The sequence below is a fragment of the Vicinamibacterales bacterium genome, from assembly GCA_041659285.1.
GTDB lineage: Bacteria > Acidobacteriota > Vicinamibacteria > Vicinamibacterales > UBA2999 > 12-FULL-67-14b.
The window spans coordinates 143,399-168,896 of record JBAZYO010000004.1; the positions used below are offsets into that span (position 1 = coordinate 143,399).

Consider the following 25,498-nt stretch of genomic DNA (forward strand, 5'->3'; position numbering starts at 1 on the left):
TAGTATACCTGCCGGTGTTGCGGTCACTGAACGGCGTCACGCGACGAGCAATCCTGAAGGCCGCGGTCGCGGGCCTGGCCATTCCCGCCCGGGGCTGGCCGCAGGCGCCGGACGGCGAAACGCTCTACAACGGCATCGTCCTGCCGGCGCCGTGGCCGCCGCCGCGGCGCAGCATCACCACCGTGCCGCAGCGACCGCCCTACCTGGCGTCGCCACCCGCGGTCATCAACATCGACACCGGCCGGCAACTCTTCATCGACGACTTCCTGATCGAAGAGTCGTCGCTCCATCGGCAGTTCTACAGCGCGACGTATCACCCGGCCAATCCCGTGCTGGCGCCCCTGCGCAACTGGGAGCGGCACGATCCGTACGCGGTGACCACGGGGACGGCGCCCAGTCCCTCGGCCATGGTTTTCAGCGACGGCGTGTTCTACGAACCGTCGGAGAAGCTGTTCAAGATGTGGTACATGGCGGGCTATCAGCAGCACACGGCGCTGGCCGTGTCGCGCGATGGCATCAGCTGGGAGCGGCCGTCCCTGGGCGTCGTGCCGGGCACCAACATCGTGTCGGATCAGCCCCGCGATTCGAACACCGTCTGGCTCGACCTGCACGAGACGGATCCGCGGGCGCGATACAAGATGGCCGGCTACGACCTGGAGCTGAAGGCGCTGCGCCTGAGCATCTCCGCGGATGGCGTCCACTGGCGCGAGGTCGGGCGTTCAGGCCCCTGCGGCGATCGCAGCACGTTCTTCCATAATCCGTTTCGACGCGTGTGGAGCTTCAGCCTGCGGGACGACGCACCCAACAGCCTGTACCGCTTCCGGCGCTACGCCGAGTCGCACGACTTTGCTTCCGCGACCTGGACCGAAGCGGCGCCGGTGGCGTGGACCAGTGCCGACACCCTCGACCTCGCCCGCGCTGACCTGCGGACCGCACCGCAGATCTACAACCTGGACGCCGTCGCCTACGAAAGCGTGATGCTGGGGCTCTTCACGATGTACCGCGGCGAACGCCCGGATCGGGAGAAGCCGAACGACCTGTGCGTGGCCTTCAGCCGTGATGGCTTCCACTGGTCGCGTGAATGGCGGCAGCCGTTCATCGGCGTCTCGGACCGCCACGGCGACTGGAACTGGGCGAACGTGCAGTCGGCCGGCGGCGTGTGCCTGGTGGTGGGCGATCTTCTCCACTTCTATGTCAGCGGCCGGGCCGGGGTCCCCGGCACCAGCCTGCCGGGCGAGTGCAGCACCGGACTGGCGACCCTGCGCCGCGACGGCTTCGCATCGGTCGGCGACCTGTGGCCGGCCGGGATGCCGCGGCCGGTCTCACCCGGACCGGCACGGCTGACGACGCGGCCACTGCGCTTTTCCGGGCGGCACCTGTTCGTCAATGCCGACAGCGAGGGCGAGATCCGCATGGAGGTGCTCGACGCCGCCGGCCGCGTGATTGCGCCGTACACGATCGAGCAGTGCGTGCCGGTGACCGGCAACGCCACGCGCCGGCCGGTGCAGTGGCGTGGCCGCGCCTCGCTCGACGAGTTGCGCGGACAAACCGTCCGCTTCCGTTTCACGCTGACCCGCGCGCGGCTGTTCGCTTTCTGGGTCAGCCCTTCGCCGGGCGGCCACAGCGGCGGGTTTCTCGCCGCCGGCGGTCCCGGCTATTCGCGGCCGCACGACGCGGCCTAAGGAATCTAGTGTCGATAGCAGACTTGTTGAAAGCCCCCGTCCGGCGTCTCTTCACCGTGCCGCAGCGGCGCCGCATCAAGGATTTCGTTCCCTCGCTGTGGTACCGGAACGACCTGGTCAAGCTGGCGCTGTACTTCGGGACTGACAAGGAGGGGGCGCACTACTACGCCGGGCACTACCAGCATCACTTCGAATCCCGGCGGAACCGGCCGCTGAAGATCCTCGAGATCGGCGTCGGCGGCCTGGAAGACCCGCGCGCGGGCGGCGAATCGCTGCGGATGTGGAAGGCGTACTTCCGGAAGGCGCAGATCGTCGGCATCGACATCTACGACAAGTCGTTTCACGACGAGTCTCGCATCACGACCATCCTCGGCAGCCAGGCGGACGAGGACTTGCTGCGCCGGATCCACGCCGAACATGGCCCGTTCGATATCATCATCGACGACGGGAGCCATTTCGTGGAGCACGTGCTGGCCACGTTCCGGATCATGTTCCCGTTGCTGGCGCCCGATGGCATCTACGCCGTCGAGGACACCCAGACGTCGTATTGGCCGGAGGCGCGCGGCATTCCGTTCGGCGGCTCGACCGACCTGGCAGACCCGCGCACCAGCATGAACTTCCTCAAGTCGCTGGTTGACGGATTGAACCATGTGGAGTTCCTCGATCCCGCATACGCGCCCACCTACTTCGACCGCCACATCGTCGCGCTGCACTTCTACCACAACCTCGTGTTCGTGTACAAAGGCGTGAACAACGAGGGCAGCGAATTCCTGCGCGTGCTCCGTGAATAGCATGGGCCCCGCGACGAGTGCCGCGCTGCGGATGGCCGGGATCCCCGCCGCGCTGTACCTCGGCATCTTCTTCGCCCTCAATCCCCATCTCGGCGCTGCGTTCTCGACGCACTACTTCTTCGGCGGCGCCGACGGCTACCAGAACATCTGGAACCTGTGGTGGGTGAACAAGGCGCTCACCGAGATCGGGACGCAGCCGTGGTTCACGACGTTCCTGCACTACCCCACCGGATCGACGTTGATTGGGCACACGCTGAACCCCTTCAACGGCGTGCTGGCTATTCCGCTGCTCACCGTCTTCACGCTGGTACAGACCTACAACGCCATCGTCGTCTTCTCGTTCGTGTCGGGAGGCCTCACCGCGTTCTGGCTGTGCCGGGCCATGACCGGCGCGTATGCGGGCAGCCTGGTGGGCGGTGCGATCTTCACGTTTTCCAGCTATCACTTCATGCACGCCGACGGGCACCTGCAGTTGACCGCGATCGAGTGGCTCCCCTTGTTCGTGCTGTGGTGGATTCGCTTCTGCGAGCGCCCGAGCCAGGGCCGTGGCCTGGCCGCGGCGTTGGTCCTCTGGCTCGTCGCCTTGTGCGACCTCTACTACTTTGCCTACTGCGTGTTCGCCGGGGCCATGTTCTACCTGTGGCACGGGCGCAAGACCGGAGATGTGCTGTTTCTGTTTCGTCGGGATACGCTGCGCGCGGCCGCCGGCTTTCTGGTTCCGGCCTCGCTCACCTCAGGCGTGCTGGTCGTGGCGCTGGTCTATCAACACGCCACCGATCCGCTCACCGGCACGCATTCCCCACGCGACCTCTCGATGGACCTGCTGTCCCCGTTCGTCTGGGGTTACTACTGGCGGTTCCGCGATTGGGTGCAACCCTTGTGGTTCCCGTTGGCGAAGTACGTCACCGAGGCCAGCGTTTACCTGGGCCTGTCGGTCATCGTCCTGACGGTCTACGCGTGGCGGCAACGAGCCCGCGTACCGGTGGCCTACCTGGGATTCTGGATGTGCGTGGCGCTGTTCTTCGGCGTCATGAGCCTCGGCCCCAATCTCCGGATTGCAGGCGTCGAGCTGAGCCTCGGTCCGCGCGTGTCGATGATGGGCCACGACGATGTCAACCTGCTCGTGCTGCCCTACGCGGTGCTGTGGCTGGTGTTCCCACCCTGGCGGCTCGCCGGCGTGCCGGTGAGGATGATGATCATGGTCCAGTTGGTGGCCTCGATCATGGCGGCGGGCGGCGTCCAGGCACTGCTGACGTCGACATGGAAATGGCGGCGACCGGCGCTGGCGGTGATCCTGGCCTGGGTCGTGTTCGACTACGTGCCGGCGCCCCTGCGCCTGACCGAGACCGCCATGCCACCGTACGTCGCCGTCCTGCGAGAGCTACCGAGCGGTGCCGTGCTCGACCTCGCATCGAACGGGCCGCTCGCGCTTTACTACCAGACGGTGCATGAGAAGCCCATCGCGTTCGGGTACATCTCGCGCACCCCCACCTCGGTTGACGCCGCCGACCAGGCGCTCGCCGGGATGATCCGGCGCGGCGAGTGGGCGCGAATCGCGGCCGAGCATCATTTCACCTACATCGTGAAGCGCGAGCGGGCCGCCGAGGTGATGGTGCGCGGCCTCGACGGCGCGCCGCTTCCCGACATCGACGACGCACGCCGCATCTATTCGGACCATGGTGTCTCGATCTACCGGTTCTGATACCGGCCTGGCGCCAGCCGACCGGCTGCTGTTGATCGTCACCGCGGCGGCCACCGCGGCGTGGTGTCTCGCGTCGGCCCGCGTGCTCGGCGCCACCTTCGATGAACCGTTCTACCTCGAGGCCGGGCTCGATGCCTGGCGGCGCGGCCACTTCAAGGAGCTCCTCGCCGCCGGCACCATGCCGCTGCCGGCGCACCTGCAGACGCTCCCCCTCTATGCCATCGAAGCGGTCACCGGCAGGCCTTGGGTCGTCGCCAGCGACATCGGCGCCATGCTTCCGGTCGCCCGCAGCGTGACGCTGGTGTTCTGGTGCGTCCTTCTCATCTACGGCATGCGCCTGGCCCACGCGGTGGGCGGACCGTGGGTGGGACGCCTGGCCCTCATGCTGATCGCGCTCGATCCCAGCTTCCTGGCCCACGCCTCGCTGGCCACGAGCGACGTCGCGCTGGCGGGTTCCCTGATGGCCTTTGCCTATGCGTGGAGGGCGGGGCGCGACGGCCGCTGGACACGACGGGTGGGATTACCGGCGGCCGCCTTCGCTGTGGCACTGGCGTCGAAAGCCAGCGCCCTGAGTTTCGGGCCGATGGTGTTCGCCGCGATCGCGATTGACGACTGGCGGCGCGGCCGCCGGTTGTCGGTGCGCGACGCGGCGCAGGTCTTCCTCATCGGCACGGCCGTGGCGGTCGTCTACTGCGGCTCGGGAGGAGAACCGTCGTTTCAAGGCATCCTGTCGCGAATGCCTGCCGACCACGTGCTTCGGCCGGCGCTGGCGTGGTTCGGCGGGCTCCCGCTGTCGCCCAATGCGTTCTACGCGCTGTGGTTCCAGGCCGACCACAACAACATCGGCCAACCCACCTACCTGATTGGACATGAGAGCGCGCGTTCGCTGTGGTTCTACGTCCCCGTGCTGCCGTTGATCAAGCTCCCGCTGCCCACACTGCTGCTAATCCTGCTGGCGTTGGTCGTGCCTAAGCCACGCCTCAAGGCGATCCTCACTCTCTCAACCATCATCTTGATGCTGATGCTGCTGATTCGCGTGCAGACCGGCATCCGGTTCCTGTTGCCGCTGCTGTCGTTCCTGATGATTGCGGTCGCCCTGCGAATCGTACCGGCGATCGATGGGCTGTCGCCGGCGCGGCGGCGCCGGGCGGGCGCCGGTGTGGCGGTGTTGCTCGCCTGGCTCGCTGTCGGTGATGCGCGGGCCTGGCCGGACGCGCTGCGCTACACCAACGAAATCTGGGGCGGACCGTCGGCAGGCTACAAGGTCGTCAGCGATTCCAACTACGACTGGGGACAGGGGCTGCCCGAACTGGCCGTCTGGCGGCAGGAGCACGGCGAGGCGATGATCGTCTGGTACTTCGGGACGGACCCTCGCTTCCCCGAGTTGCAACGGTACGATCCGCGGCGGGACACGCTCGATGCGTCGGGCGAGCGGGCACGGTATCTAGCCGTGAGCACGAGCCTGTTGTATGGCGGCTACCTGACGGCGAGCGGACCGGGCCGTGAGCTGATGTTGCGGCTGCGCGAACGCCAGCCCGCCGCCCGCACTCGCACGTTCCTGATCTTCGACGCGGCGCCGCTCTACAACGCCGGCCCGGCCGCTGTTCGCTGACGCTCGCTATAGAGGCGAACGGACGCCGCCGCCAACGTCAAGCGAATCGCCAGGCGGGCCACGATGTAGCCCTGCCCGACCAGGATGCTCCGCCAGCCGCCAAGACGGGTGCCGCCGTAGACTTCAGCGGTTCCGTAGATCGCCAGCAGGATGATGAACAACAGCCCGGTGAGCAGGTAGAGCGAGACCGCCGGGACGGCATGCGCGCGCAGGAACGCCCACGCCGAGGCGAAGGCGGCGCGCACACCCGGCTGTTGCCGCGCGACCACGCTGATGCGGGCGTAATCGGCCATCAGGCTGACGGCCATCAGGCACGCGCCGAATATCGCGTAGAGCGCCACGCGCCAGGCAAACGCCGCGCGCTCGGTGGCGACCGACGATGAGAGCCAGTTGAACACCGGGCCGAACAGAACGGCGTGCACGGTCAGATACAAGGCCAGGTGCACCACCGCGGCAGCCAGGCTGATCGCCACGAAGGTGACGACGTGCCGCCGCGCGTTGCGCCAGAATGCCCGCGGTCCTGGCCGGCCGCCGGCGGAAAACCGCGTGAGCAGGCCGCCCCATAACCAGGCCCACACGAGAAGCGACAGCAACACGGGGCCAAGCAGCACGAGCGGGCGGGACGACCCGTCGAGCACCGCGCTCAGGTTGCCCAGCGGCGCCGCAAACCCGATGATCGCGGGCGTGAACGTGGCGGCCAGTCCCTCGGCGTGTTCGCGAAATTCCATCCACCACTCGGCATCGATCTCGGCCGTGCCCAGGTACACCGGTTGCCGGTTGGCCAGGGCGTCGCGGAGTTGCGACCCCAGGACGACACCGAACGGCACCGCCGCGAGAGCGGTCACCATCGTCACCATGATCACCAGCAGCGGCGCCATCAGCACCTTGCGGAGACCGCTGCCAAGAGCGCGGAGAGCGTGGATCATGACTGTGGGCCCTTCGTCATAGCAGGGCCGTGGAGGCGAGCATGACATCCTGGAGCCACAGGAACCAGGAGGCGGCCAGGCGCCCACCGGTTGCCGTCATGGCAGCCGTGAGCGTTCGCGAGTTGTTCGATCGGTCTTCATCCAGCAAGAGAACGGCGTCGGGATCGACGCTCGTGGAGATAGCGCGGGACGGCCCCTGATAGGTCAGGTCGAGTTCCGCCGTGCGGCCATCCCACCAGTCCTCGACCACCGAGCCGTCGTCGAAACGGGTGACCACCAGCAGCGAGCGCGCGTTCGCGAAGGCGCCGACCGCCGCATCCGCGGTGCCGGCGAACACGCCGTCGCCGAATCGCCGCAGCGACACGCGCGTTTCATAGGTTCCCGCCGGAGCCGGCCCGGCCGGCTCACTGCTGAAGGCCAGGATCCCGTAGTCGAAGCGGGCCTCGAAACGAAGAGCCTCGTCGAAGAACCATCGCACGTCGCGTCCGCGCTGTTCGCCAATCACCGAGGCGAGATCGCCCGGCCCGGCGGCGCCGCTGCGCCAGCGCGCCTGGAACGCCTCCAAGACCTGCTGCATCGCGGGCCAGCCAAGGTAGCGCTCGAGCGTGTGCAGCGCCAGCGCGACGCGCTGGGCCTCGGCGTGCGGCGCGGCGCTCCAGGATCGCCACGGCGCCTCGGCAGGCTGATCGATCTCGGCAAAGTGGCGAACCTTCGGCCGCGGATCGGTCGGGGTGTGCGACCACTGGAGCGATCGGCTGGTGAACGGAACGAACCCGCCGAAGAGCCGCGCGGTGGCAAAGTGGCGGCCCTCGAGTTCTTCGTGAATGCCGCGGACGCCGGCGTAAAGCGCGAGGCCCTCGCCCAGCCACTGCCGCGCCGGTTCGCTGCCGGCCGGGACCTCCCAGTATTGCCGCGCGATGGCACCAATCAGGGTTCGCTCGAGTGAACGGTCGCTCTCCGGCTCGAACATGCGGGCACCGGTCACGACCACACCGGGATAGGACGCCCCCACCCAAGGGCTGTTCCACGGCGCGTCGATCACCTGGAGGCCGGCCCGCGGAAACGGGCCGTGCCACTCGCCCAGCCGCGCAAGGGCCGACTTGGTGGCGTCGATCAGACGCTGCGCGCGCGCGGCGGTCTCCGGCTTGAGGACAAAGCGCAGGGCGATAGGTGGCTGGCCGGCGGGCGCGAATTGCTCGTCGCGGATCTCGAAGCCGCGCGTGATCTCGCCGAGCCTGGCGGTCACGTCGTCATCGGGAGCGCCACGCACGGGCGGTGCCTGCATCGCAGCCGGCGACGTCGGGCCGCACGCGATCACGATCGCCAGCAAGAGACCTCGTCTGCTCCACACCGAGCGTGTATAGTACAACAGCGAGCACGGGAGATGGCCCGGCGCTTGTCCCTCGACACTGTGATCTCCCGTCGCGACCTACTTCGCATGGCAGCGTCCGGCGCAATGGCGTGGCCCGTCGGCGCCTTCCCCGCGCTTCGTGCAGCTTCGCCGGAAATCCTCTACAACGGCATCAGGCTCGGGTCGCCGTGGCCGCCGCGGCTCAAGTATCCGGATGAACATCCGGTGCTGCCGCCGTACCTGCTCGATCCACCGGCGGTCGTGCCCATCGACGTCGGCCGCCAGTTGTTCGTGGACGACTTCCTGATCGAAGAGACCACGCTGGTCCGCACGTGGCATCGCGCGACCTACCACCCGGCCAATCCCGTGCTGCGCCCGGAAACACCATGGGAGTTGCGGGATGACGCCTCGGAGCGCACCGGCCAGCCGCTCAACCCGTCGGCCATGGTGTTCAGCGACGGCGTGTTCTTTGATCCGAAGGACCGGCTGTTCAAGATGTGGTACATGGCCGGCTACGGCGCCTTCACGTGCCTGGCCGTGTCGAAAGACGGCGTCGTCTGGGAGCGGCCGGCATTCGACGTGGTGCCCGGCTCGAACATCGTCAATACCCACATCCGCGACTCGAGCACCGTGTGGCTGGATCTCGAGGCGGCCGATCCCCGGCAGCGCTTCAAGATGTCAACGTGGTACGACCATGCCGTGGTGCTGTTCACCTCGCCGGATGGCGTGCATTGGACGGAAATCGGCAAGACCGGGCGCACCGCCGATCGATCGACGTTCTTCAGGAACCCGTTCCGCAAGGTGTGGGTGTTCAGCCTGCGCGCCAATCAGCGCGAGTCGGTGCTGAGCGGCCGCTACCGGCAGTATTGGGAAGATGGAGACTTCACCGCCGCGCGCAACTGGAGCGGACGGTCACCGGTGGCGTGGGTCAAGTCCGATTCGAAGGACTTCACACGGCCGGAGCTCGCCAAGGAATCGGAGCTGTACAACCTCGACTGCGTCGCCTACGAAAGCGTGATGCTCGGGCTGTTTTCCGTGTGGCGCGGCGAATCCGAGACCCGCGAGAAGATCAACGAAGTGGCGCTCGGCTTCAGTCGCGACGGATTCCACTGGCACCGGCCCGATCGCGGGTCGTTCATGGGCGTCTCCGACCAGGAAGGCAGTTGGAACTGGGCCAACATGCAATCGGCCGGCGGCGGTTGCACCATTGTCGGCGACCGCCTGCACTTCTACGTCAGCGGCCGGCAAGGGCGCCCGGGCACGAGCGCGCCTGGCGTTTGCAGCACGGGCCTGGCGACCCTGCGTCGCGATGGCTTCGCGTCGATGGATCGGCTGCCGAGTGCGGCGGGTGTGCGCCGCGTCTCCAGCATTCCCGAGGGCACGCTGACCACGCGGCCAATCACGTTCAGCGGCGGCCATCTGTTCGTCAACGCCGATGCGCAAGGCGGTGAATTGCGGGTGGAAGTGCTCGATCGGGCTGGCGTGGTGATTCCGCCGTTCACGCTCGCGGCGTGCGAGCCCGTCGTCACCGACGGCACCCGCCTTCCCGTGCGGTGGCGCCAGGGCGCACTCGCCGGGCTGTCCGGCCAGACCGTGCGCTTCCGGTTTTCGCTGACCCGCGGCCGCCTGTTCGCGTTCTGGGTCAGCCCGTGGCCGACGGGCGAGAGCCGCGGCTTCCCCGCGGCCGGCGGACCGGAGTTCGCCGGCGTAACCGACACCCGGACGTCCAAATGACCGCCATGCGCGAGACCATCGCGCGTGTCCTGGATTCAACCCGGACCGTCTACGCGGCGTGCCTCGTATCGCTCGTCCTCGGCCTCGCCTTCATCTTCGTGTGGGCGCCGCATCCCTGGGGCTGGGCCGGCATCGACGCCTACCATGTGCTGGCGCTCGAACTCGCGCGCGGCGGTTCGTTTTCCACGACCGACGTTCCCTGGGGATACGCCTACTTCGTCGCCTTCTGGTACTGGCTGTCGGGCGAGCGGCTCTGGGTGCCCCTGGTCGCTCAAGTCGTGGCGAACGCCGGCGTACCGTTGCTGCTCTATCACCTGGTGGTACCGCTCGCCGGCCGCCGGACGGCGGTGCTGTCGGCACTGCTGGTTGGCGCGTTCTCGTTCAACACGCTCTACGCCTCCACGCAGGCATCGGATGCGATCTGCACGGTGTTGTTCACCGCCGGCCTCCTCTACTTCGCCCGCGGGTTTCGGAGCGGCCGCGCGCTCGACTTCATGCTCGGCGGTCTGTTCGCCGGGCTGGCGCCCCAGTTCCGTCCCAACTTGATCCTGCTGCCGGCGGTGGCCGCGGCGTTCTACCTCTGGCAATCACCGCGCTCGGGGCGCGCCTGGCGCAACGTGGCCCTCTACCTCGTGGTGGTGATCGCGGTGCTGTCGCCCTGGACCATCCGGAACTACCGCTTGACCGGCATCCTCATGCCCACCAGCACGCACGGCGGCCAGCAACTCTGGTACGGCAGCCTGCAAGTCGGTGCTCATCTGGAAAGCCAGTCCCGCAATCCTCGCCGGGCCTTCGAGTTCGCGGCGTTCGACTACACGAGCCTGATCAACACCTCGCTGATCGTCTCCGCCGACCCGACCACGTGCGTCGGGCGCAGCCAGCCGGTCGTGGACCTGATCTATTGGACCGACCACGATTCTCAACAGCATCGGGCGCCGGCCAGGACCGCGGGCCGGCGACTCGAGTTCGAAATCCCCGGGCAGCCCGCCGACACTGTCGTCTACTACTCCTTCGAAGGGTCGTGGGCCGACACCGCCGAGAAGGTGGCGACGCCGTTGCAGGGCGCCCGTGCCCCGTACGTGACGTTTGTGTCCAGCGATCACCTGGGCGATCTCGATCGCCACAATGACCTGCTGGACATCTTCGACGTCGCGCGCCTGATGCGCGAACTGGCGTGGGGAGATCGCCCAGCGGTGCCGGGCCTGCTGGATCTCAACCAGGACGGGGCCACCGACCAGCAGGACCTCGCCGCCTCTGTGGGCTACCTGCTCCAGCCGTCGCCGCGGCAGGCGCCGCCGGTCGTCAAGTTCGACACGTCGGCGTCACGAGCCACGCTCACGCTGCCCGACGGCTCCACGCTCTCGGTGCCACGCGACTTCGGCGGCCGCCAAACCGACCTCGAAGTCGAGGGCGAGCTGGCCACCAGCCTGGTCGCCAAGAGCCGGTCGTTTGCGGCCATCGCCGCCGCCCGCGTGTCCGCGACGCCGCACCTGTGCCACGTCGTGGACGACGTGCGCGTCAACGACGTCTACTACCGGAAGGAACCACACCGCCTCAACCGCTACACGGCGCTGGCCTTCGACAACATCTCGCGCACGCCCGTGGATTTTGCCCTGGCGTCCGCGTATCGCTTCGTCCGGATGTTCATCATCGTGGGCACCGATGATGTCGCCACCACCCAGCAGTTTTCGTGGTCGCGGCTGGTCTACGGCGCCGGCCAGGCGGCGTCGACCGTCTACCTCCTGGTGTTCATCGCCGGCATCGTCATGGCCGTGAGGCAGCGCTCCGCCGTGCTCGGACTGTTGCTGCCAATCCTCTACGTGCCCGCGACGATCTGTTTTGTGCTGACGAACATGCGCTACACGGTGACCGTGCAGCCGTTGATGTTCGTGTTCGTGGCCGTGGCGCTGGTGGCCTGGCTGAGGCTGGACCCGCCGGGCGGCGGGCTGAGAAACCAGGGAGTGGGGGCTAGGGCATGAACCTGGCGAACAGCCGCATCGAGGCGCGCGATACCACCATCAGCGCAATCAGGATGCCGGCGAAGTACAGGATGACGGTCCGCGAGTCGCTCGACGCGCCGTAGATCACCGCCATTACGGCCAAGGCCGCGACGGCCGCCGCGACGACCCCGCCAATCATCGGCACCGCATCCCGCCATCGGAACAAGTGCCACGCCCCGCGGTAGACCCCGACAACGAAGAACGCCACGAGCTGGAACGCCACCATGATGGGGAGCGAGCCGTAGAACGTCTCGGCGTTGCGCAGGTAGCCTTCCGCGTCGAAATGGATCTGGTTGGCGGCGTAGTACGAGGCACTGATCAATCCGAAATCGAGCAACACCTCCCCCACCCGCTTCTTGTGCTGGAACTCGTCCGGAATCGTTGTCACATCGTCCGCGCGAACGGTCGCCGGCAATTCGTAGACGCGGACACGGGCCAGCAGCAGCGCGAACAGGCACATCGCGATGATGAACAAGCCGCCTACCAGCACCGTGAAACCCTGGGTCGCGCCGCGAATGGTCAGGCCAACGGCGCCGCCAACCGCGGCCAGCGTCCACAGCACGAAAACGGCCGAACGTTCCGAGAGCCCGATTGCCACGAGCCGGTGCGACGAGTGATCGCGGCCGCCCACCGCCGGCGAGCGGCCGGCGAGCAGGCGCAATACGGTCACCAGGGTGGTGTCGAAGATCGGGATCAGTAGAACGAAGACCGGGCCGGCAATCACCGATACCACGTCGGAACGGCTGCCTCGAACGCCGTCGTTGCTCAACGTCAACGCCGCCAGGCTGAACCCAAGCATCAGGGCGCCGCTGTCGCCCATGAAAATCGACGCCGGAGGAAAGTTGTAGACGAGGAAGCCGGCCACCGCGCCGGCCAGCATCGCGAGGTAGGCGATCTCTGGCCCCGCAGACTCCCGGCTGGCGCCGGTCATCAGCCCGAACATCAGCGTCACCGAGACGATTAGCGCCGTTCCGCCGCACAGGCCGTCCATGTTGTCGAGCAGGTTGAAGGCATTGGTCAGGCCGACCACCCACACCATGGTCAACAGGTTGTCCAGCAACCGCGACTCGAGCCAGCCGAGGCTGTAGTCGAAATAGACGAGCGTGGCCGCCAACGCGATTTGCGCGATCAGCTTCGTGAACGGCTTCAGGTGGATGATGTCGTCGGTCAGTCCGACGATGAAGATGATAAAGGCGGTGGCGACCAGCACCGGGACTTCGCGGGCGATGCCGGTGCCGAATGCGGTGAGCAGCGCCGCCACCGCGATGGCGACGCCGCCCAACAGCGGAATGCTCTTGCGGTGCCAGCGGTCATTGCGGGGATGGGCGACGGCGCCGGTGCGGTCCGCCAGCCAGCGGCACGCCGGCACGAGGATCGCCGACAGCGCGAAGGCCACGCCGAAGGCGATGAGCACGGACCTGAGGTCGACGGCGGTCACGCCTGCCTCCAGCCTGGCAGCAGGTCCAGCCAGCGCTCGAACGTCAGCAGAGTCCAGAGGCGATGACCGTGGTTGGCCTTCCGCTCGAGGTGTTCGGTCACCAGTTTCTGCACGTACGCCTGATCGACGTAGGCGCGCAGTTTCGCCGACGGTGCCAGCACCGTGTCACGGAGGCGATCACGAAGCTCGCCGCGGAACCAGCCATCGAGCGGCACGCCGAAGCCTTTCTTGGCGCCCTGCTGCACCTGGGCCGGCACGAGGTCGGCAAACGCCTCGCGCAGGATGGCCTTGGTGGTGTGGCCGTCGAGCTTGTAGTGGTCCGGCAGGCCGGCCACGTACTCCATCAGGTCGCGGTCGAGGAACGGCGCCCGCGCCTCGAGCGAGTTGGCCATCGACATGCGGTCGGCCTTCACCAGGAGATCGTCATGGAGATAGCTGTGAAAGTTCGCGGCCAGCAACTGGTTGAGGGGCGAGGCACCGTCGGCGCCGGCCAGATCGCGAATGTGATGGCAGCAGTCAACCGGCGGTTCGCCCGCCCTGGCGCCGCCGATTCCCAGCAGTTGTCCGAGGTCGTCGTGGAATACGCCGGCCCACGCCACCAGCCGCTCTTGCCGTGACAGGCCCGCGGCGCGCGCGAAGCGCCGGCCGCGCGCAATCCAGTGCCGCTCGTTGCGTGGTGTCGGCAACAGCGCCAGCGCGCCGGCGGCCGCATGGCCCAGCCAGCCGGGCACGCGATCGGCGGCCAGCGCGGCGCCGAAGCGGAGATACCCGGCGAACACCTCGTCGCCACCGTCACCGGTCAACGCAACCGTCACATGTTCGCGCGTCAGTTTCGACACCAGGTAAGTCGGGATCGCGGACGAGTCCGCAAACGGCCCGTCATGATGGTAGACGAGCGTGTCGAGGAGGTCGATCGCCGATGGCCGCACCTTGAACTCGGTATGGCGGGTGCCAAACTGCCCGGCGGTCGCGCGCGCCACCGCCGTCTCATCGAAATCCGCGTCGCCCTCGAAGCCGAGGCTGAACGTCCGCACCGGCTCCTTCATCAGCCGGCTCATCAGGCCGACGATGATCGTGGAGTCGATGCCGCCGCTGAGAAACGCGCCCAGCGGCACATCGGCGACGAGCCGGCGCTCGACCGCGGCGGTGACCAGCTCGCGCACGCGGCCGGCCGCCTCGGCGCGCGATGTCGGCGACTGCGATGTAGCGCCCGGCTTTAGCCGGACCTCAGGGAAGGTTAGCTGCCAATATCGCCTGGCCGACTGCCGCCCCTGCCGATCGAACGTCACCACCGTGCCCGGCTCCACATGCCGGACACCGCGGTAGACCGTCTGCGGATGCGGCACGTAGCCGTAGAGGAAGTAGTAGGGAATCGCGTCAGCGTCGATCTCGATGTCGAGATCAGGATGCGCGAGCAGCGCCTTCGGTTCCGACGCGAACACCACCCGGTCGGCCGAGGTGTGGATGTAGAGCGGCTTCTTGCCGGCGCGGTCCCGCGCCAGCACGAGCCGCCCCTGTCGCGAGTCCCACAGCGCCAGCGCGAACATGCCATCGAGCCGATCGATGGCGCGGTCGCCCAGTTCCTCGTACAAGTGCACGATGACTTCGGAGTCTGAGCTGGACCGGAACGTGTGGCCATTGGCGACCAGGTCCTTCCGCAGATCCTGGAAGTTGTAAATCTCGCCGTTGAACACCAGTTGGACGCTGCCGTCCTCGTTGCCAATCGGCTGGTTCGCCGCCGCCCGCAGATCGATGATGCTCAGCCGCCGGAAGCCGAGGCCCGTCGCGCCATCATCGGAGCGATAGGTGGCGCCGTGATCCGGACCACGGTGGCGTAACGTGTCGGTCATGGCCGACAGGGCGCGGTCGGCCACCGCGCGGCCGGCCGCAAAACTCATTTCTCCACAAATGCCGCACATATGCTGGTCAGTGAGCCGGGGGCAGTAACGAACTGGTGCGCAGGAAGTCGAACAAGGCGTCGGCCTTCACGCGATTCGCGTTGCCGAACGAGTGGTTGTTCGCGCCCGGCATCTGCGATGGCCGGTAGCGGAGAAAGGCCCGGGTGCTGCTGGCCACCGGCGTGCCGTCGCCGAGAATCTCCCTCAGTGCGTCGTCGTCGTCGAGCGACCCGCCGTTGTGGAAGCGGTCCTCGCGCGCACAGATATCGGGCGCCATGTTGATGAAGAACATCACACGGTAGGCTCCCTCCCGGTTCAGCCGTTGGAGGCCCCGGACGGCGGCGATCCAGGCGAGCGTCTCCGGGGACTGTTTGCGGACCGCCGCGGCGAGCCGGTCGCCCCCGCCATCGCGGGGGCCCAGCACCGGGCACGTGAAATCGCGCACCTGCTGATCGTCGAAGGTATCGACGGCACTCAGTTTCTGATCGTCGTCCGCGGAGAGGTCCTCCATGCGGCCGAGCAGCGCCTCTTCGCCGGACAGGTTCTCGATACGTCTGCGGTCGTCCTCGTCCGTCATGAGCCGCCAGCGAACAGTCAGGAAGGTTCGTTTGTAGAACTCGTACGAGTACAAATGCTGCTGCATCAGCCGCTGCACACCGCGGGTCGCGCGGCGGGACAGCGAGGGCGCGGCCGGCAGCGTGTTGTCGGTCAGGTCGTTGGCAAAGAACCCGACGATGGCCAAGTCCGGATCGTAGCGGCTACCCACCTCGGTGAGATAGGCCAGTTCCTGCGAGGTGTTGTATCCGGGCACCCCGAGGTTCCAGACCTCCCATTTCACGTCGGGCCGCCACTGCTGCAATCGCCGCTCGAGCAGGAACGGGTAGGTGGTCTCGTCCAGCGTGCCGTGTCCGAAGGTCACCGAGTCACCCAGGACGAGCATGCGAAAGGTGCCGGGCGATTTCTCGAGGCTGTACTCGCGGCTGTCGCGGAAGCCAAGGGAGTTGATATGAACCGGAACGCCGGCAAAGAACCCGCGATACCCGGGCGCGAGGCGATTGCCGCGCACGGGGTCGGCCAGAAAGAAGCCTGGCGTCCCGCGCTTCTCGTCCCACTGCAGGCGCACCCACGCTTCAACGAGCATCACCGAGACCAGGCCGGCGATGGCAACGGCGGGCAGCGAGAGGGCCAGGAGCTTACGGCCGGCCTTCGACATGCCTAGACCCACCCGCGCCACCAGTAGCTCGCGAGCGCGGCATATTCGTGGAGAATGCCGCGGATCTGCTCGAGAGAGGCGCCCCGCTCGTGGGTGTAGAACTGGCTCTGCGGCACTGGCGTCGGGACGACCGCGACGTCAGGGGCCAGCTTGCTCCACGTCATGGTCGCGCGGCGCATGTGATACGGCGAGCTGACCAGGAGAATCCGGCTCCAGCCGTTGCGGTCGAGCATCTGCTTGGTCAGCCGGACGTTGTCGTAGGTGTTCTTCGCAGCTTCTTCGAGCAGGATGGCGTCGGCCGGCACACCATTATCGATGGCCACCGCTTTCATCACCTCGGCCTCGCGTAACGTGAACACGTAGCCGGACGAGAAGATGAGCTTCGGCGCGTAGCCGGCGCGATAGAGTGCCACCGCCTGCGTGACGCGCTCCTGGAAGCCGCCGCCGGCCTTGCCCGACTCGCCAACGCCGCCGGCGAACACAACGATCGCTTCGGCCGGCTGTGGCGGCGCGGTGACCAGCAGCGGACTCGCGACCCACCACAGCGCCGGGGTCTGGAACAGCAGCAGGTAGATGGCGACGGCGGCAATCAGGCCTTCAGCCGTGCGGCGCCGCGCCCCGGCGTACAGCCGCCTGAGGCGGTCTTCCCAGCCACGGGCGTCTTGGCTACGGGAGGCGATGACCTCGTCGATCAGGGCCGACATGTCTCGCAGCCGTCGTGCCCATCCGTTTCGTTCGGCCGCGGCCATGCGGCGACGCCGCGCCTCGTCGCCAGCCGGCGTGGCCGCTCCGGAGACAGCCGCGGCAAACTCATCGGCCGTGCGCCCGACCGTCACCACGTTGTCGTGTTCACGATTGAAGCGGTGCACTTCCGGCAGGTCAGTCGCGACGACCGGCTTCCCCATCGCGAGATACTCGTTCATCTTCGCGGGATAGACGTTGGCCGTGTAGTCGGCGATCCGGTACGGCACCAGCCCGACGTCGAAGCCTTGAATGTAAGCGGGCACCTCGGCGTGCGGGCGTTGACCGAGCAGGTGCACGTTGGGACACGCCTGCAGGCGCGACACGTCCACCTGCGCCGGGCCGATCAAGGCGAAGCTCGTATCCGGCAAGCGGGTCGCCGCGGCGACGATCAGGTCCTGATCGACCCACTGGTGGATGCCGCCGACGTAGCCGGCGATGGGCCGCGGCAACCGCGCCAGGTCGTCGGGCACCGCCACGCCAGAATCGCGGGCGGCGCCAAAGGCCTCCAGGCTGACGCCCGACGGGAACAGGTGCACATGTTCGCTGAACTTCGCCGCGCGCTCACGCAGCTTCTCCGACGTCACGAACACCAGCTCGGCGTCGCGAAAGAGCTGCTCCTCGCTGGTCACGATGCGGCGGGCGTCGGCGGAACTCGACGCGAACTCGTCGACGCAGTGATAGATCGTCGCGACCGGATCAATCCGCGCGATCACCTCTCGTGCCAGCGGCGTCGGCAGGAAGGTCCAGACGATGGGGCGGGAGAAGCCGGTGGCGCGCATCCAGCGGGTGAGGCTGCGCATCATCACCTGGCGGTTGATCCAGCCGGCGAGGCGCGAGTACGGCAGCGGCAGCACCAGCGGCGAGTGCACGAACAGGTTAGGGCGCTCTTCGCGGAAGCCCTTGGTGCCGCGCCGCCAGTTCTTCAGGCGGGCGCGAATGCGGCCGATGTCGCTGACGCGAACCTGGCGGACGCCGGTGTTCTCGATGAACAGCACGCGGTGCCCCTCGGCGGCGAGGCGCGACATGATCTCCTGGTGGCCCTGCCAGATAAAGTCCCAGTCGATCGACGAGATGCAGAGGATGTCGTGCTGGCGGTTCATGAAGTGTAGGGCGGTCCTTTAGGGCCGCCGTCCAAGCACGTCGTTATAGGCTGCCATCCACTGCTCGGCGACACGCTCAATGGTATAGCGGTCTTCGACCGTGCGTCGCGCCTTAACTCCCATGCCGGCGGCTGCGGCCGGCCGCGACAGCAAGTCCGCCAGGCCGGCGGCAAAGGCGGCGACGTCACCAGGTGGCACGAGCAGGCCATTGACGCCGGACTCGATCATCGTGTCGGTCGACCCCGGTAGCCGTGACGCCACCGCCGGCAGCCCGCACGCCATGGCTTCGAGCAGCACGATCGGCAGGCCTTCGCGCGCCGACGGCATAGCGAACACATCGGCGGCCCGGAAGTAGTCTTCGATGGCCGCTGTCGGCGGCACGAACAACACCTCGCCGCCAAAGCCCGACGCGTCAGCCGCCGCGCGCACCCGCTCGGCAAAGCGGTCGGCCAGTTCATACAACGTGGGATTGCTGGCGCCGACGAAGACCAGCGTGGAGGCGATGCCGGTTTCGCGCCGCATCCGCAGCCATGCGTCGAACAGCACATGGGGCTGCTTGTCCGGCGACATGACCCCGACAAAGAGCACGATCGGGCGATCCTCGGGGAGGTGCAGTCGTCGCCGCAACGCCTGGCGTTCGGCCGGTGACGCCGGTGCAAAGCGCACGGCATCCACGCCGTTGGGGATCTCGCGAATCCGGCCGGCCGGCAGGCCGGCCTCGAGGTAGCAGGCGGTCAGGCCCGGGCTGACGCTCAGGTAGGCATCCGCCCCCGAAAACGCCCACCATGCGAGCGCGCCGTGCGCACGGATGGTCTCGGGTTCGTCATGCCTGGCAGTCTGCAAGTGGATCAACATGGGCCGGCCGAAGAGCCGGGAGACGGCGGCCACAAGAATGTTCTTGGTCGAATACCCTTGGATATGGACCAGTTTCGCACGCGGCATGAGACGAAACAACTCCGCCAGGAGGCGCGCGCTGGCAGTCACAACCGACCAGCGGCTTGCGACGCTGACGATGACTCGCGACACGGACACGCCGTCGACCACCTCACGGAAAGGGATCCCCTGAGTGGTGGCGGTCGTCAGCACCTTCAGGCGGGCACGTCCGTTCAGGACATGCGCCACCGCCTGACACTGTAAGCCCCCGGCGCTGAACTCCGGATAATAGGCGCCCGTGACCCAGAGCACCGACGGCAGAACCGGTGTGCTCATCGCGCGATCAGCCGCGATATCCGACCGCTGACGCGGGCCGCACTGAAGCAAGCGGTTGCCCATGCGTACCTCCACGCACGCGCGGAAGAACTTGGCTCTGGGTGCATCCGGAGCACGTCCGACAGAGTCTGAATGTTGGCCGCACCGCTGAAGTGCGTGGCACAGTACGCCGATAGACGCTCCCGAATTGAGGCTCGCAGAGTGGGGTCCGCCGCCAGCCTCGACAGCGCGGCGTACCAGCTGTCCCGGGTGTTTTCGCACAGCAGCGCCACACCCGCGTCGGCGACCTCCTCGTACGGAGGCTCGTTCGTGAAAATCGGGGCCGCCCCTATTACATCGGCGTTAATCAAGACATGCGGGTTCTTGAAAATGTTGTTGGCAGTGATCGCGCTCGGATGGACCAGGATGTCGACGCCGTATCGGGCGACCAACTGCAGCGCTGCCGTATAGGAGCCGTCATATTTCGGAAACACCATTTCGACGCCTTCAGCCGGTGGCAGCGCTTCCGGGTCGATGCCGGCGGCGATTATTCTGATCGGCCGGCTGCGCGCCAAATCGACGATAGCCGGATAGACATGGCGCACGAACGGCTCCCGCCGATGCTGGCCACCGAAGAAGGCGATGGTCAGCGGCCGGTCAGCGGTTTCGGAGGTCGCATTGAGCGACGGACCGGCCACCGGCGGATATAACCATAGCCGGTTGTGCAGTCGCTGCTCGCGAAAGTAGTCGACCAGGGACGGAGTCGCGAGCAGGACGCCGTCGAACCGCGTGAGCATGGAGCGGACCGCGTCGTTTGTGTAGCGTTCGTAGATCGATCCGTAGGTCTGCACCTCCTCGCGAATCAGCATGAAGTTGTCGTCCTGGAAGTAGTAGAGCGGCACTTTCAGCCACTCAGCACAGGCGATGAGGGGACCGAACTCGAACAGCCCGCGGATGATCACGACGGCGCTGGCGCCGCTGAGGGGGCCGATGGTGTCGTCCGCCGGATACTGCACGATGCGCATCGGCACGCGGCCGGCCAAGTGCGTAAAAAACAGCGTGCACATCGGGTCGCGCTTCGCCAGCGATACCACCAGCACGTACGGGGCGTCCGCGGTTGGGGTAGCACCGGTCATCCGCGATCGGCCGCAAACGGGCTGGTTTGTCGATAGGCGGCATCGCGGCCAACGAACTTTGCGCCGGCCAGGCCGCGAGCCTTCAACGTCGATAAGATCTTGTCAATCACAATGTGAGGCGCGGGAAACAGTAATGGTACACTGAGCGAATGCGCCGGGGGCGGTTACTGTGGGCAGGAGTGGCAACGGCCGCCTTCACCATCCCCCTTATCTGGACGCTGCTCTCTCCCGGCGCGCCCGATCGGCAGTCGACGCCGATCGAGCCCAAGGTTCCCGCCGAGTCCCTCTCGATTTCGTTCTCGCGCATCTCACCGTGGGGCGATGAGCGCATCCACGAGATGTCCCTGTTCTCGCCGGTGCCGGTCGACATCTTGAGGCACGCCGAGATTCACATCACGTTCTCTCAGAGCGACAAGACCTTCCGACATCCGGCGACCGGCCGGCTGGAAGTTGTCGGCACGTCTTGCGTCTACGAAATGCAGGCGGATGCCGAGATCAACAATGGCATTCCTCAACCGTTCGTGCGGACGGGACCGTGCCTGGTACAACAAGGCCGGCCCACCGGCGAGCTGGCGTTGACGGTCAAGATGGGAGGGCCTGGCGATCTGGGCTTGTTCACCCTACCGCTGCCGCCGGAACTCCGCTCCGGCGGCATGATTTATATCGGCGAGCGCAGGGACGGGATTCCAGATCCGCCGCCGACGATTATGGGAGTGTTCGTCGACGACATGCCCGCTCTCGGACTGCGCCGAGTGAACCTGCTCAGCTACATGTGGACGGGGTCGGTGAAGCCGCTGGCGGTTTGGCTCGTCGTGGCCGGCGGCTCGTTCCTCATATTCGTTGGCGCGCTGGTTTTCCCAATCAGCGAGCGCACCGAGACTGGCTGGATCTCGCGAGCGGCGCCGCGGGCGGCAGCCGGCGGGTTCTGCATGGCCACCGGACTGGCGCTGTTGTACGCGGTCGCCATACCGCCCCTGCAGGCCGCCGACGAGACGCCCTTCGCCGGCGCGTACGGCCTCGTGACGGCCCAGCCACGCTTCCTGCCTGAGATCAGGCAACTCGCCCTCGATACACATTTCGAGCGCATCAGATTCCTCGCGACGGAGCGCTTCCGGCCACGAGATGTGGGTAAGCCGTTCGCGTACGTGACCAAGTTTGACGAACTTGATATGGCGACCCGCAGCTCTCTGACCACCTACCTTTGGCAAGGAATGGGCCGGTGGCTCCCCCGCCGATCGGCGGCCGCGACTTTCGCAATGGTGCGCGGTGTCCACGCCGTGCTGTTCGGTCTCGCCGTCGCAGCGGCAGCGGGTCTGCTGACAGCTTCGGCGAGGGTTTCATATCCACAGTTCCTGTGTTTCCCGTTCCTGTTCGTGCCGACCTTGCCGTTCTTCGGCATGCAGTTCTCGGAGACCGCCGTATTAACTTCGGCGGTCGTAATGCTGGCGGCAGGCCTGGCCATACTGGTCGTCGACGACCGGAACTCGCATTACATGGGATTGTCGATCGGCTTGGGTGCCGCCGCAATTCTGCTCACGACCAGAAGCGCTCTTCCCATGTCGGCGTTGGTCGCCGTTATGCTCCTGATGCGTGCCCTGCTCGGCTCGCGGGGTGGGAATCACCCTGTTCGTGAGGCCGCCGTCTTCTGGGGCGGCCTGTCGCTCGCGGCCGCGTGTTTCTTCACCGTTGCCAGTGTGCCGCATTTGACCAGAATTCTGGAAACGGGAGCACAAATCACGGCCCGGTTTCCAGACTTGTGGGCACCGGCGCGGTGGCTCCTGGATCATCCCTGGGTAGTTGGCGTGGCTGGTGTGCCTCTCGCGGGCTGGCTCCTCGAGGCAACCACGGCGCTCGGGCGGCGCCGACTGCAGCGCGTGCTCGCCCCCGCGGCGACCGCGGTCGCGCCAGTGGTCTGCTTCGCAATCGTAGCGGCTATCGCAGCATCGCTGCTCGGTTCCTGGTGGTGGGACTATCCGGACGTTGAGAATATCCAGAGTCCGCTGGCGCCGGGACTGGGAAGATACACGGGACAGGTCGTTATTGGCATGGCTAGCATGTTCAGGCTCCGCCACTCCAGCACTTTCCTGAGTGACTCGTTCTGGGCGGGCTTCGGCTGGCTCGACACGATGCCCGGTGACTGGTTCGTCGCCGTCCTCGTTACGCTGACAGCGGCCTCATTAATGACCTTCCTCGGCATCACGGCCGTGACACGAAACGTTCGCCGGTCCGTCTGGCTGGTGGCCTTTATCGGCGGGTCGCTGGTGACGTTTGCGTTCTACGCCTTTTCGTCCAAACAGATCGTCTCGAACCTGCACGGCCGCTACCTCATGCCCTGGTTCGTCGTCGCGCTTGCCGTGTTCTGGATTCCGGTTGCAATGGCAGGTGACCAGTTGGCAAGTCGGACCATGACGGGCGCAGGACCGGCGCGGCCCGCGGCCCTACTCGCGCTGATCTTGTCCGTTCACGCGTACTGCCTTTGTTTCATCCTGCAGCGGTATTTTTGACGCCAGTCGAGCGCCGCCTCGAGGCGACCGCTCAGCTCAGGATCTGGGCGTTTCGATGGCCAACGGGTCGCGACCAAGCACAAGGACAAGCGTCGCGGCCGCTGACAGTATCAGTGTCAGGAACCCCGCGCCCAACACGAGAAAGGCGATCGTGCGACCACCAATTGTCCGAACAGTCGTAACTTCGGTGGGTCGTTCTACTCGATAGAGGGACGCCTCAGCGGGCGTCTGGCCTTGCGCCAGGACGGCCTGGATCTTCATGAACTCTTCGACGGCGCGCTTGACTTCGCCAACGATCTCCGCGACCACGGCGTTGTCGGCGTCGCGTGTGCCAGACGCGGGACCAGATGCAATCGACTTCGACAGCGCCTCCCGGTAGGCCTGGATAGTCCGTGAGTACTCAACCGCCTCCTCACCAGCTTCCACCATCCGTTGCGACAGATCCCGCCGGTATTTCAGGTTGGTAGCGGACAGCTCAATGAGTCGGTCGAGCACAGCGACGTTTGGGGCGGCCACTATCTCAGAACTGGCGCTAAGGCTGGCCTGCGCACTCGAGTATTCGCGTAGTGCCCCTCGGTAGATCTCAACCCGTTGCCGGGCGGAGTCCAGTTCGCCCTGCGCGTATTGCAGTGCCTCGCGAATCCTCTGGTCGGACAGTTGACCGCGCGTGGCGGCGATGCTCGCCGCCTGCGGATCCAGCTCTGCTGTTAAGAGGAGTTGGAGGCGCAGGCGCAAGTCCACCAGCGAGACCGCCGCGCCTCCCGCCTGCTCCAATTCGGAGAACGATGCCTCGCCGGCAGTCGCCGCCGCGATCAGTCGATTGACCGCGATCCGTACCAAGGCAAGGCGCGCCGACAGCCCCTCGGCGCTGCTGGAGGCCCGGTCAAGGAGCGGCGACATCTCGACGGGCGGGCGAAGCGCCAGCACACCACGCACCTCAACTGCGTCCCTGGCCCACTCAGCAATAATCGCGGGCAACATCTTGGTGAGAATCGTGTCTGGCAAGTCTGAGCATTGCCGGCCGGGTGTGAATCTCAGCTCGTAATCCATTCGCATGCGCGAGCGTTCAGTTGAGAACTCCTGATCGATCCGCTGGAGATCTACCGCGTTCTGGACGACGCGGCTCATCCGCCTCTCATAATTCACAGTCAAGTCGCGCAATGCCGGTGACGTCTGCTGGGCACTAAGGCCGCCCCTGACCATATCCGGCGAACAATATTCTGCAACGCCGCTGGTCTCGATGACGGCGTCGACGATCGCCGGGCCAATGATATCTGCCTCTGAAAACTTGAGCCCGTTGGGATACCGGCCCTGCTGGGCCTGGTCGAAGGTCGTGCGAAAACCAATCACAGCGGACTTGGTGACCGGCTGGAGCCGGTAATAGAGTCCGCCGCCTGCAGCGACCAGCAGCATTACGCCAGCGGTCGCCTGCATGATGCGCCTGCGGTGTTGCTTGAGTGGGCGCAACACGTCGATCAACGCGATGTCGTCAGTTCGGCTATCGGGATTCATCATCGTTGCCTGTTGAGGACGGTCGATGGGCGTCCTCGGACGTAGACCGCGCCGGACTCGCCGCTGGCGCGACACTACTGCTGTCGGCCCACACCTGCTGCCATTTTGTGGTCACCCTGGCATCAAGCGGGTAGAACATCTGCCGTGACCGCCGGCTGACAGTGCCACTAATGTGCAGAGCGATGTCACGACCATACGCGAGGCTGTGGACGAGGATGCCGCGAGCGGCACGTAGTGCCGACGGACCGCTGTGGATCTGCCGAACCAGTTCGCGGCAATAGTTCAGTCGCCCCAGGCCCAGCTTGCCAGCCAGGATCCGGTCCATTCGGTACCCTAAGAGGACGTCAGACAATGCGGCAAACTGGCTGGTGTCGAATGTTCGCAACAGCAGCTCCTGGTCCTCGCACCGGGTGTGTCGTTCTCGATACTGGTGCCTGACAAACCACTCGTGTTTCCCCATCCAGGTCGGGTGCGCCAGGGGGAACCCCCACCATGGACGCCGGCAGATCTCCGCGTGATCGAAAGCCTTGGCGTACAAACCGAACGGCTTGCCTTCGCCCTTGAACAGAAGCGCGCGGGTTCCGAGTAGATCGACCTCGGGATGCTCATCGAGGAACTTCACCTGCCGCTCCAGCCGCTCCGGATAGGCCACGTCATCCGCATCCATTCGTGCGAAGTACCGGCCTCGGGCAAGGGTGATGCACTGGTTCAGACGCGTCGCCAACCCCCGGTTGCCGTCCGGAATCTGGATGAACCGGATACGCGGATCCGAAAAGTGCCGCATCACGTCCGCGATGCCATCGGTCGAGCCGTCATCGATGACCAGCAGTTCCCAGTCCGTGAACGTCTGGTGACAAATTGAGCGAACAGCGGTCGCCGCCGTGTCCGCGGCGTTAAAAACAGGCATGCCTATGGTGACCAGGGGGGGGGCTGCCATCAGCCTCTCGCGGGCAGGAGGTGCGCCATG

Annotated in this window: 17 protein-coding genes; 7 read left to right on the forward strand and 10 right to left on the reverse strand. The window is 66.4% G+C overall.

Annotated features, from left to right (window positions below):
* Positions 1 to 14: 14 nt before the first annotated feature.
* The 4 genes from WC815_07730 to WC815_07745 are packed head-to-tail and all read left to right on the forward strand — an operon-like array spanning position 15 to position 5,787.
* On the forward strand, positions 15 to 1,682 hold the full coding sequence (locus WC815_07730) for a hypothetical protein (GenBank protein ID MFA5908650.1): 1,668 nt from the start codon (positions 15 to 17) through the stop codon (positions 1,680 to 1,682).
* A gap of 26 nt (positions 1,683 to 1,708) precedes the next feature.
* A complete protein-coding gene (locus WC815_07735) occupies positions 1,709 to 2,473 on the forward strand; it encodes a class I SAM-dependent methyltransferase (GenBank protein MFA5908651.1) in 765 nt (254 codons plus the stop codon).
* A 1-nt stretch (position 2,474) separates the two neighbouring features.
* On the forward strand, positions 2,475 to 4,175 hold the full coding sequence (locus WC815_07740; GenBank protein MFA5908652.1) for a hypothetical protein: 1,701 nt from the start codon (positions 2,475 to 2,477) through the stop codon (positions 4,173 to 4,175).
* Positions 4,150 to 5,787, forward strand: a complete 1,638-nt coding sequence (locus WC815_07745) for a hypothetical protein (protein ID MFA5908653.1) — start codon at positions 4,150 to 4,152, stop codon at positions 5,785 to 5,787. Before WC815_07740 ends, WC815_07745 begins: the two co-directional genes overlap by 26 nt.
* On the opposite strand, the gene WC815_07750 is transcribed toward WC815_07745, so the two are convergent.
* Entirely contained in the window at positions 5,757 to 6,713 is a 957-nt protein-coding gene (locus WC815_07750; protein MFA5908654.1) for a hypothetical protein, read from the reverse strand. The two genes, WC815_07745 and WC815_07750, sit on opposite strands and share 31 nt — an antisense overlap.
* Positions 6,714 to 6,729: 16 nt before the next feature.
* Entirely contained in the window at positions 6,730 to 8,043 is a 1,314-nt protein-coding gene (locus WC815_07755) for a hypothetical protein (protein ID MFA5908655.1), read from the reverse strand.
* 126 nt (positions 8,044 to 8,169) lie between these two features.
* On the opposite strand from WC815_07755, the gene WC815_07760 reads away from it, so the two are divergent.
* Positions 8,170 to 9,798: a hypothetical protein gene (locus WC815_07760; protein ID MFA5908656.1), complete on the forward strand. Its 1,629-nt coding sequence runs from the start codon at positions 8,170 to 8,172 to the stop codon at positions 9,796 to 9,798.
* A gap of 5 nt (positions 9,799 to 9,803) precedes the next feature.
* Complete coding sequence (locus tag WC815_07765) at positions 9,804 to 11,777, forward strand: glycosyltransferase family 39 protein (GenBank protein MFA5908657.1); 1,974 nt, start codon at positions 9,804 to 9,806, stop codon at positions 11,775 to 11,777.
* Here the strand turns inward: WC815_07765 and WC815_07770 are convergent.
* From WC815_07770 to WC815_07795, 6 genes are read right to left on the reverse strand one after another with little or no spacing between them, the layout of a single operon-like run.
* Positions 11,767 to 13,236 (reverse strand): MraY family glycosyltransferase, encoded by a 1,470-nt coding sequence (locus WC815_07770; protein MFA5908658.1) that lies wholly within the window; start codon positions 13,234 to 13,236, stop codon positions 11,767 to 11,769. The two genes, WC815_07765 and WC815_07770, sit on opposite strands and share 11 nt — an antisense overlap.
* Positions 13,233 to 15,155: an asparagine synthase (glutamine-hydrolyzing) gene (asnB, locus tag WC815_07775; GenBank protein MFA5908659.1), complete on the reverse strand. Its 1,923-nt coding sequence runs from the start codon at positions 15,153 to 15,155 to the stop codon at positions 13,233 to 13,235. Before asnB ends, WC815_07770 begins: the two co-directional genes overlap by 4 nt.
* A 7-nt stretch (positions 15,156 to 15,162) precedes the next feature.
* Positions 15,163 to 16,347 carry a GDSL-type esterase/lipase family protein gene (locus WC815_07780; protein ID MFA5908660.1) on the reverse strand — a complete coding sequence of 395 codons (1,185 nt, stop codon included), beginning with the start codon at positions 16,345 to 16,347 and terminating at the stop codon, positions 15,163 to 15,165.
* Positions 16,348 to 16,349: 2 nt separating this feature from the next.
* Entirely contained in the window at positions 16,350 to 18,191 is a 1,842-nt protein-coding gene (locus WC815_07785) for an ElyC/SanA/YdcF family protein (GenBank protein MFA5908661.1), read from the reverse strand.
* 18 nt (positions 18,192 to 18,209) lie between these two features.
* Positions 18,210 to 19,400 (reverse strand): glycosyltransferase family 4 protein, encoded by a 1,191-nt coding sequence (locus WC815_07790; protein ID MFA5908662.1) that lies wholly within the window; start codon positions 19,398 to 19,400, stop codon positions 18,210 to 18,212.
* Positions 19,397 to 20,515, reverse strand: coding sequence for a hypothetical protein (locus WC815_07795; GenBank protein ID MFA5908663.1), 1,119 nt, complete (start codon positions 20,513 to 20,515; stop codon positions 19,397 to 19,399). Before WC815_07795 ends, WC815_07790 begins: the two co-directional genes overlap by 4 nt.
* A 179-nt stretch (positions 20,516 to 20,694) precedes the next feature.
* Here WC815_07795 and WC815_07800 point away from each other — a divergent pair, with 179 nt between their 5' ends.
* Positions 20,695 to 23,019 (forward strand): hypothetical protein, encoded by a 2,325-nt coding sequence (locus tag WC815_07800; protein ID MFA5908664.1) that lies wholly within the window; start codon positions 20,695 to 20,697, stop codon positions 23,017 to 23,019.
* A gap of 36 nt (positions 23,020 to 23,055) precedes the next feature.
* Here the strand turns inward: WC815_07800 and WC815_07805 are convergent, their stop codons facing one another.
* Positions 23,056 to 24,534, reverse strand: coding sequence for a hypothetical protein (locus WC815_07805; GenBank protein ID MFA5908665.1), 1,479 nt, complete (start codon positions 24,532 to 24,534; stop codon positions 23,056 to 23,058).
* Entirely contained in the window at positions 24,518 to 25,468 is a 951-nt protein-coding gene (locus tag WC815_07810; GenBank protein MFA5908666.1) for a glycosyltransferase family 2 protein, read from the reverse strand. Before WC815_07810 ends, WC815_07805 begins: the two co-directional genes overlap by 17 nt.
* Positions 25,469 to 25,498 lie beyond the last annotated feature (30 nt).

Excerpts from the sequence above, each read along its gene's own strand:
- WC815_07740 (MFA5908652.1), top strand. The coding sequence starts at position 2,475 with ATGGGCCCCGCGACGAGTGCCGCGCTGCGGATGGCCGGGATCCCCGCC.
- WC815_07745 (MFA5908653.1), top strand. The coding sequence starts at position 4,150 with ATGGTGTCTCGATCTACCGGTTCTGATACCGGCCTGGCGCCAGCCGAC.
- WC815_07750 (MFA5908654.1), bottom strand. The coding sequence starts at position 6,713 with ATGATCCACGCTCTCCGCGCTCTTGGCAGCGGTCTCCGCAAGGTGCTG.
- WC815_07760 (MFA5908656.1), top strand. The coding sequence starts at position 8,170 with ATGGCGTGGCCCGTCGGCGCCTTCCCCGCGCTTCGTGCAGCTTCGCCG.
- WC815_07765 (MFA5908657.1), top strand. The coding sequence starts at position 9,804 with ATGCGCGAGACCATCGCGCGTGTCCTGGATTCAACCCGGACCGTCTAC.
- asnB (MFA5908659.1), bottom strand. The coding sequence starts at position 15,155 with ATGTGCGGCATTTGTGGAGAAATGAGTTTTGCGGCCGGCCGCGCGGTG.
- WC815_07780 (MFA5908660.1), bottom strand. The coding sequence starts at position 16,347 with ATGTCGAAGGCCGGCCGTAAGCTCCTGGCCCTCTCGCTGCCCGCCGTT.
- WC815_07785 (MFA5908661.1), bottom strand. The coding sequence starts at position 18,191 with ATGAACCGCCAGCACGACATCCTCTGCATCTCGTCGATCGACTGGGAC.
- WC815_07790 (MFA5908662.1), bottom strand. The coding sequence starts at position 19,400 with ATGAGCACACCGGTTCTGCCGTCGGTGCTCTGGGTCACGGGCGCCTAT.
- WC815_07795 (MFA5908663.1), bottom strand. The coding sequence starts at position 20,515 with ATGACCGGTGCTACCCCAACCGCGGACGCCCCGTACGTGCTGGTGGTA.
- WC815_07805 (MFA5908665.1), bottom strand. The coding sequence starts at position 24,534 with ATGATGAATCCCGATAGCCGAACTGACGACATCGCGTTGATCGACGTG.
- WC815_07810 (MFA5908666.1), bottom strand. The coding sequence starts at position 25,468 with ATGGCAGCCCCCCCCCTGGTCACCATAGGCATGCCTGTTTTTAACGCC.